The 360-nt window shown below is 59.7% G+C and carries 1 pseudogene; it reads right to left on the reverse strand.

The annotated features are described in order from the left end of the window. A pseudogene (locus A6X21_RS03115) lies at window positions 1-360 on the reverse strand (nucleotide sugar dehydrogenase); the annotation flags it as partial.

Raw genomic sequence — 360 nt, forward strand, 5'->3', positions numbered from 1 at the left:
GCCGAACGGCTTGGTGGCTGCCGCGTCGATCACCTCCCAGATATCAATCCCCATGCGCATACACAGTTGCTACAGCTCATTCACCATGGCGATGTTCACGCAACGGTAGATGTTTTCCAGCAGCTTGGTCATCTCTGCCGTGGCAGGTGATGAGACACGCACGGTGCGGCGGAAGATGCTGCCATACAGCAGATCAGCAGCCTCGGAAGCGCGGCGGTCAATGCCACCGACAACCTTCGGAATATCGTGACGCTCCACATCGGTGTTGCCCGGATCTTCCCGCTCAGGCGAGAAGGCGACCATCACGCCGTCAAGTTCCTGCGGCGTCTCCAGCTCTTCGGAAGGACGTTCGCGCAGCAC

This window comes from Planctopirus hydrillae, from assembly GCF_001707835.1.
Classification (GTDB): Bacteria; Planctomycetota; Planctomycetia; order Planctomycetales; family Planctomycetaceae; genus Planctopirus; species Planctopirus hydrillae.